This is a genomic window from Collinsella sp. CLA-AP-H1, from assembly GCF_040092945.1.
Classification (GTDB): Bacteria; Actinomycetota; Coriobacteriia; order Coriobacteriales; family Coriobacteriaceae; genus Collinsella.
Map to the genome: position 1 here is coordinate 23061 of NZ_JBBNKO010000021.1, position 7712 is coordinate 30772.

General features: G+C 60.4%; 6 protein-coding genes. 1 reads left to right on the top strand and 5 read right to left on the bottom strand.

Annotated features, from left to right (window positions below):
- Positions 1–28 precede the first annotated feature (28 nt).
- From AAAV44_RS09345 to AAAV44_RS09365, 5 genes are all read right to left on the bottom strand, one after another.
- On the bottom strand, positions 29–973 hold the full coding sequence (locus AAAV44_RS09345; RefSeq protein ID WP_117746458.1) for a zinc dependent phospholipase C family protein: 945 nt from the start codon (positions 971–973) through the stop codon (positions 29–31).
- 92 nt (positions 974–1065) lie between these two features.
- Positions 1066–1800, bottom strand: a complete 735-nt coding sequence (locus AAAV44_RS09350) for a response regulator (protein WP_055285284.1) — start codon at positions 1798–1800, stop codon at positions 1066–1068.
- A gap of 38 nt (positions 1801–1838) precedes the next feature.
- Positions 1839–3230, bottom strand: coding sequence for a histidine kinase (locus AAAV44_RS09355; protein ID WP_349115412.1), 1392 nt, complete (start codon positions 3228–3230; stop codon positions 1839–1841).
- A gap of 112 nt (positions 3231–3342) precedes the next feature.
- Positions 3343–4620 carry an amidohydrolase family protein gene (locus AAAV44_RS09360; protein WP_349115413.1) on the bottom strand — a complete coding sequence of 426 codons (1278 nt, stop codon included), beginning with the start codon at positions 4618–4620 and terminating at the stop codon, positions 3343–3345.
- 131 nt (positions 4621–4751) lie between these two features.
- Positions 4752–6203 (bottom strand): APC family permease, encoded by a 1452-nt coding sequence (locus AAAV44_RS09365; protein WP_055285287.1) that lies wholly within the window; start codon positions 6201–6203, stop codon positions 4752–4754.
- A 354-nt stretch (positions 6204–6557) separates the two neighbouring features.
- On the opposite strand from AAAV44_RS09365, the gene AAAV44_RS09370 reads away from it, so the two are divergent.
- Positions 6558–7559, top strand: coding sequence for a C39 family peptidase (locus AAAV44_RS09370; RefSeq protein ID WP_349115414.1), 1002 nt, complete (start codon positions 6558–6560; stop codon positions 7557–7559).
- The last annotated feature ends 153 nt before the right edge of the window (positions 7560–7712 follow it).

Here is a 7712-nt window from a genome sequence, read left to right on the forward strand (position 1 = left end):
GGATTCGGCAAAGGGGCACGCACGGGCCCTATTCCTCGCGGTCGAACTCCTCATCGGCTTCGAGCACGCGACCGCTGTAGTTGACGTGACTGGTCACGGCATCCATGTCACCGGTCTCGATAAAACGTGCGACCGTGCACTCGTAATCGACCAGCGCGCGATCAAAGACCTCGGGGAAACTCTCGTTCGAGACCTCGTCGGTAAAGGGGTTCTTCCATGTCAGGTGGCCCAGGTTACCGGTGCGCTCGGGCAGCTCCGTCGTCACGCGATGGGCAAGGCCGTCGAGCAGCGAGTAGTCGTGCACCAAGCCCTCAACCAGCGAGATCGCGCGCGTCTTTGCGGAGCCGGCCGGCTCAATCGCACGGTAAAGTCGCTGCATATTGGCAACGGCGGCACCGTACTCCCCCGCCGGAATGTCAATGCCGTACACGCGTCCGGCAACATAGCTCATCAGCACGCCGGCCACGCGATTGATGCGATCGGTGGTGACGATCTCGCCCGCCGGCGGGTAATCGTCGACCGTAGCGCCATCGCGTTTAAGCTGCAGCATCAGTACATCCAGGTCGCTCTCGATCACGGCATGGACCTGACTGCTCGAATCCTCAAGCTCTGAATCGGATTCCACGATGCCAAACTGCTGCTCATAGACAAAGGGATGGGCGTTGCGGTCGAGCACGTAATGAGACAGCAGGCCCAGCGCAAAGGCGCGACCCAAGCTGGCGTCGCGCGGCAGCAGATGCGACACGCCGTCGCGTAGGCACGCGAACTGGCGAGACATGCGCGACCGATGCATGACCTGCGCCAGCAGCGTGCAGTCGGAAACACGCGGTGTCAGAATGTGAAAGAAGAACGGGTCGGGGCCTTGGTTGCCCAAGATAAAGGCAATGCGCTCTTCATCGGACGTGATGACGCCCTGCGGAAGACGGTCGATGCTTTCCTCGCCAAACAGATGATGGGTGATAAGCGCGGGCATAATGATCCTTTCGATTTCATTCGATGCCACCCATTATGCCCACCGCGCGCCCATGCCAAACCTGCGATGGTAAACGACGGCACGCAAGCCTCTTACGCAAGCCCCAGGTGCGACTTGACCTCGGCGGCACGACGACGGGACACCGGTACCGTCGAGTTCACGCGGTCGAGCCTGAGCTCCATCAACCCCGTGGAGCCAATCTCAACATTGTGCACGTCTTCCAAATTGACCAGGTAGCTGCGATGAACGCGAATAAAGCCCTCGGAGTCCAAGCGACGCTCGAGCGAAGAGATCGACTCATTGATCAGGTACGTTCCCTCGGCGCAGATGGCGTTGCAAAAATCGGCGCGCGCCTCAAAGTAGCAGACGTCTGCGGCGGGAATGAACACCTTTTTGCCCCCGCGGTCCACCGTCAGACGCAAAGGCTGGCGCGGAGCATGGATAACACGACGGGCACCCAAGGCTGCCTCGATCTTGTCGAGTGCCTTTGACAGGCGTGCGTCCTCGACCGGCTTGACGACATAGTCGACCGCATCGAGGTTATACGCATCAGCGGCAAATTCGGCAAACGCCGTCACAAACACAACCACCGGCGGCGTCTTTAGGTTCTGCAGCGTCTCGGCAAGCTCAATTCCCGAGCGACCGGGCATGGTAATGTCTAAAAATAGCACGTCGGGCTTGTTCGACAGAATCGACTCCACGGCTTCGGTGACATTGCCCGCCTCGGCAATCTGGCCCACACGCGTATCCTTTTCCAACAGATAGCGTAGCTCGGCCCTAATGGGAGGTTCGTCATCAACCACCAAGATGTTCCAGCCTTCGGACATATGTGCTTCCCCTCTTTTTCTCTCAATCCAACCGCGTGCTACGCCGTCAACGGCGCCGGCTCATGCGGCTCGCCGTTCAGCTCGACGATGACCTGCGTGCCAACGCCCTCCTGGGACTTCACGCGCATGCCAGAATCTTCTCCGTAAAAGAAATGGATGCGCTGAAGCACGTTGAAGAGCGCCAAGCCGCAGCCTCGTTTGATGGAGCCGTCGGCGGTAATGCTCTCGGGCTCCTTCAGGCGATGCTGCTCAAACAGATGCGCGCAGACCTCTTCGCTCATACCGATGCCATCGTCCTCGACGATGATCTCCAAACCGTCATCGGTCTCGAAAGCCCTAACACGAATAGAAAGCGGCTCGGTCTCGCGCTGCGCGTGTTTGATGCAGTTTTCGAGCAACGGCTGCAAGATAAACGGCGGCACCATGCAATCGCGCACCTCAAAGTCGATATCGACCGAGACGCGCAAACGGCCGTCGCCATACCGGGCCTGCATAAGATTGATATAACGAGTACCCTGTTCCACCTCGTGCTCGAGCGTGGTGAGCGTATCGGAATCAGAAAGCGTCTGACGATAGTAATTGGAGAAGTCGATCAGCAGCGATCGCGCCTTGTCGGGCTCGGTTCGAACGAGCGACACGATGGTGCTGATGGTGTTAAACAGAAAATGAGGATCGACCTGCGATTGCAAGGCGCGCAGCTCCACGCGGGCCGTAAGCTCGTCCTGGCGCTCGAGCTCAAAGCTCGCAAGCTGCGTGGAAATGAGGTCGGCAAAGCCCGAGGCAAGCGCCGTCTGGCGCATATCGATGCTGCTCAGACGGGGATAATACAGCTCGAGCGTGCCCACGCAATGCCCGCGCACGGTAAGCGGTGCGACAATACCGGCGCGCAGGCGCGGAAAGTAGCCACCTGTCTCGGTCGAGGCATCGCGCGAGAACACGCTTTGCTCACCGCTGTTGATCACGTTGAGCGTAGTCCGCAGCACCACCGGGGTGCCCGCGGGGCATTTTGCCGAGTCCTCGCCCCAGCTTGCCAACACCTGCTTGCCGTCGGTAAAGCAGATGGCAGAGGCGATAGTTTCGGACAGGATGATCTTAGAGGCGCCCAGGGCAGCTTCGGGCGTAAGGCCGCGCGACGTGTAGGCGAATATTTTTGAAGCGATGGCGAGCGTGCGGTCGGTTGCGCTCGATGTGAGGTCGTCGGGAACGACAAAGACGTACGAGAAGAAGAAGCACAGCATGACCAAGCCGGCAATGACGACAACGGCCGGAACGGGATTGGGATTATCGGTTAGATCCCAGATGAGCAGCAGGATAAGCAGCGGAACGACAATACCGAGCAAAATGGCTTGAACCACATGCTGAGCGGTACGAAAGACCTTGGTAGAGTTGTAGCTCTTGCCCAGAATCAGCCTATTGAGATCCACCGTCATCTCCTTCTTACCGACGCACCCCATAGCAATAAAGAGGGCCGCAAGCGACCCTCTCCATTGCATTATGCAATCAAATACTGTGTTTTACATCAAGCCATCGATGAACGGTAGCTTAGGCGCTGTACTTGTTTGCCTCGCCGAAGGTGCCGCCCTCGACAATCCAGCCGTCCTTCATGATGACTTCCATGTTGTCGGTGTTGAGCACGTGGATGTCGGCGGCGACGTCACCGTTGACGACCAGCAGGTCGGCGCACTTGCCGGCCTCGATGGAACCGGTCTCGTCCTCGATGTGGCACATCTTGGCACCGTTGAGGGTGGCACAGGTGATGGTCTCGACCGGGGTGAAGCCGATCTTGTCGACGAACTCGTACATCTCCTCGATGGAGCAGGTGCCGTACGGGGTGACGAAGGAGAAGGAGTCGGAGCCGATCGTCATGACGACGCCGCGCTTCTTGGCCTCGCGCAGGCAGTCGTAGTTGCGCTGCAGCTCCTTCTCAACCAGGGTGCCCTCGTACTTGTCGTGCAGCTCGGGGACGTAGACGGGCGGATAGGTGGCGTACCAGGTGGGCAGGAAGGCGATCGTCGGGGTGAAGAAGGTGCCCTGCTCGGCCATGAGGTCCATGGTACGCTCATCGATATCGAAGCCGTGAATCAGCTGCTCGCAGCCAAAGCGAACGGAATCGTAGGCAGCGGCGTGGTTGTTGTAGCAGTGGCTCCACACGGGGATGCCGACCATCTTGGCCTCTTCGACCACGGCCTGAATCTCCTCGGAGCAGTAGTGCTGGTCGCGGCCGGAGTCCCAGCGCCAGATGCCGCCACCGGTAGCCCAGATCTTGATGGCATCGGGGTTCTCGCGCAGGCGACGACGGACGGCCTTGCGCAGATCCCAAGGACCGTCGACCTGATCGCCCCAGGGGTGCGATTCCTTGTTGAGCTCCTGGCTGCAGTGGTGGGAGTCGCCGTGGCCGGCAACGCGGCAGAAGCCAAGGCCGGTGGCCAGAACGCGCGGGCCCTTGAAGACGCCCTTGTCGATGCAGTCACGGATCTGGATACCAAAGCGGCCGATCTCGCAGACGGTGGTGAGGCCGTGGGTGAGGCAGTCGTAGGCCTGCTTCACGGCGACGGCCTGCTTCTCGAGGAGCGGCTGCATGACCCAATCGGTATCATCGTCGGTCAGGTTGCCCGAGAAGTGCAGGTGGGTGTCGATCAGGCCGGGAAGGACGGTCTTGCCGGCGGCGTCGATAACCTCAACGCCCTCGGGAAGGTCCTGCATAGCACCGGCGTACTCGATCTTGCCGTTGTCGTCGACGAGAACGAGGGAGTTCTCGACCGGCTCGGCACCGGTACCGTCGATGAGCTTGCCGCCAACGATTGCATACTTAGTGGACATGGTTCCTCCTTATGGATCCATATAGTGGGCGAGGCCGTGTTGGGTTAAGGCCTCACAAAGCTACCCAAGTGGCGCCGGGTTCGGTGCGCGGAAGAGAGGGGCCCGCGCACCCGATCCGCCCCGGCTAGGCGTTACTTTTTACGGGAATTGGTGAAAGCCATGAGAGCCAGGCCAATAGCCAACCAGCCGATCACGATGCTCCACTCCACCATGTTGAGGGAGGCGGGAGAGAACGGAATCACAAGCAGGCCGATGATGATGGCGCAGGCAGCGATAGCGAGGCCGATGCCAAACTTGCCGCCGGGCACCTCGTAGGGACGAGGCAGGTCGGGCTCGGTGAAGCGCATGCGCAGGCAAGCGAGGGCGACCATGCCACAGGAGAAGATGAAGGCGAGAGCCGACACGTTGGTCAGAGGGATGAGCATGTTCTTGCCCAAAAACGGTCCGACGACGGTGATGACGCCCAGAACGACGCAGGCAAGCTTGGGAGCGCCGGACTTGGGGTCGACCTCGGCGAACTGCTCGGGCAGCTGGCCCTTGCGGCCCATGGCGAGCATGATCCGGCTCGTGGCGCCGTAGAAGGAGTTCATCGGGCCCATGGGTCCAAGCGTGGCGATGACGAGCATGGCCAGGTACAGAAGCATGTTGATGCCCTTGAGGCAGGCAAGCGCGGGAACCGGGCTCTTAACAAACTCATGCCAGTCGAGGATGGTGCCGAACGAGTAGATGCAGACCATGTAGAAGCCGCCGGCGGCCAGCAGAGCCAGGGAGATGATCTTGCCGAACTTGTTCCAGTTAAGGCCCTCGGCTGCTTCCTCAGCCTGCTGAGGAATGGTGTCGAAGCCGGCGTAGAAGAACGGAGTCAGAACCAGGACCGACACGATGCCGGCAAACAGGCTGGTGCTCTCGGTAGCGGCCTTGCCGCCGCCAGCGCCGGTGACCTGGGAGAACACGGGCATGGCGTTGTCCGGCGAGCCGGTGAACAGCGAGACGCCCATGGCGAGCAGCATGCCGCAGAGCAGAGCCTTGGTCAGGAAGGCCTGGAGCTTGGCGGCCGAGCTAGCGCCGCGGAAGTTGAGGAAGATGACGTAGACTGCAAAGCCGAGCGCGATCAGCGTCGGGAACAGGTAGACGTCGGCCCCCAGTATGGTGTAGAGCTTGACGGCGCGCAGCCACTCAAGGCCGGGCAGGCTGCCGAACATCTCGGACACGAGGGTCGAGATGGCGATGGCCTCCCACGGGCACAGGATGCCGTTGCCCAGGGCCAAAAGCCATCCGGTGATGTAGCTCAGCGTACGGCCAAAGCTACGATCGACATACTCGACGATGCCACCCGAAATGGGGATGGCAGCCGTGAGCTCACCGAAAACAGCTCCGACGGGCACGAGGAAGATTGCACCCAAGAGGAATGCGATCATAGCGGGAACGGGACCGCCGCCCACGACCATCCAGTCGCCGACCTGCAGAACCCAACCGGTACCGATGATGGCACCAAAGCCGATGGTGAAGAAGTTCCAGAGCGAAAGCGTTTTCTTCATGCCGCCGTTATCCTCGACTGCAACTTCTGCGTTCTTGTCCGCCATTGTTCCCCTCCTTTCCTATTTGACGCCCTTGGCGTCACCCCTTGCGCGGTCCGTTTTGCCGCGCGCTTTTATTCCATGGCTTTAAGATACGGCCTTGGCGCAGCAGCGCCGCTCGCAGCTCGACCGAAGGCAGAACTGCAAAACGAGCGGCACCGTTTTTGGGACGAACGGCGGGAGACGTCATTCGTCTTGGACGCTTTCATCTTGTCTGCTTTTGAATACCTGTTGCCGTGGCGCTTGGCGCGCGGCGCGGCAACGTTCATACCATTTGTCAGGCTTTTGGCGCACATGCCCATGTGTCGTGCATCTTTTTATGTAGGATAGACAAGTTACACATGAGGCAAGGTGATTCGAATGGCATACGGATACAATGACGGCGACCAACGGCCACAAAGCGTGCGCCTTGCCGGCCGCACCACGCCAACGCCCAGAAGCACCTCCGACAACGACAACCCGCAGCGCCCCCAAGAGCAGCCCGGGGCTTCTTCGCGGCAACAAAGCCGTACCGTGCAGCAGTCAGACCGTGTGAGTACGAGCACACGCCAACGCCAGACCGACACATCGCAGCCACGCCGCTACGATCGCCGTAAGACCGACTACTACGTCAAGCGCTCCTTTTCGCGACCTCAACGCGATCGCGGCAATTCCGCCCCTCACCCCGCGTCGCACACCACAAGCCACGCGCTTCCGGCCCGCCGCCTACGCCTTGCGCTTTGCTCCATTACCGCCTGCCTCGTCTTTGTGTTTTTGGGATCCTGTATCTCCCACGGATCAGCCGGTCTTGAGCCCACTGCCGAGGACAAGCTGCTTAAAGCTCCCGTCGCGCCCGGTTACTCCTTTGCGTTTTCGACCCCACGCTCGCAATGGCAGGCCGGCACCATGCCCCACATCTACCAAATTGACCCCGCATGGTCGGAGCTGCCCTATGCCGGTGGCACTATTCGCGAAAACGCTTGCGGTCCCACTTGCCTCACCATGGTCTATATCTTTAAGACCGGCCACACCGATAAGACGCCGGTCGATATATGCGCACTGGCCGAAGCCGGCAACTACGCCCCCACTGGTGCCACCGAGTGGTCGTTTATGACAAGCGGTGCGTGGCAGCTGGGGCTCAACGGAACACAGCTCTATAACAATCGCGAATCGATTACCCAAGCACTTCGCTCGGGTGCGCCCGTCATCGCCGCAGTGCGCCCCGGTACGTTTACCAACGTAGGCCACTACATCGTGCTCTACGGCATCGACGATGCCAACCAAATTGGCGTCTACGACCCCAACTCGGCCAGCCGCAGCGCCCGCCGCTGGGGCGTCGTAGAGGTCCTCAACGAAGTCGAAGCCATGTGGGCCTACTACTAGTCATTGGGGACAGACTTAAATGAGTGGTCATTGGGTGTTCCTATAGTTTTGTCAACCGTCGGGGCTACTCCCGGTAGGGCACCCGGTCGCGCATCACGGCGTATATCGCCCTGAGCCGCTTCCTCGCGACGGCCTTGAGCGCCCGCCCGTGCC

Coding starts and splice junctions, on each gene's coding strand:
- AAAV44_RS09345 (WP_117746458.1), bottom strand. CDS start 973: ATGCCCGCGCTTATCACCCATCATCTGTTTGGCGAGGAAAGCATCGAC.
- AAAV44_RS09350 (WP_055285284.1), bottom strand. CDS start 1,800: ATGTCCGAAGGCTGGAACATCTTGGTGGTTGATGACGAACCTCCCATT.
- AAAV44_RS09355 (WP_349115412.1), bottom strand. CDS start 3,230: ATGACGGTGGATCTCAATAGGCTGATTCTGGGCAAGAGCTACAACTCT.
- AAAV44_RS09360 (WP_349115413.1), bottom strand. CDS start 4,620: ATGTCCACTAAGTATGCAATCGTTGGCGGCAAGCTCATCGACGGTACC.
- AAAV44_RS09365 (WP_055285287.1), bottom strand. CDS start 6,203: ATGGCGGACAAGAACGCAGAAGTTGCAGTCGAGGATAACGGCGGCATG.
- AAAV44_RS09370 (WP_349115414.1), top strand. CDS start 6,558: ATGGCATACGGATACAATGACGGCGACCAACGGCCACAAAGCGTGCGC.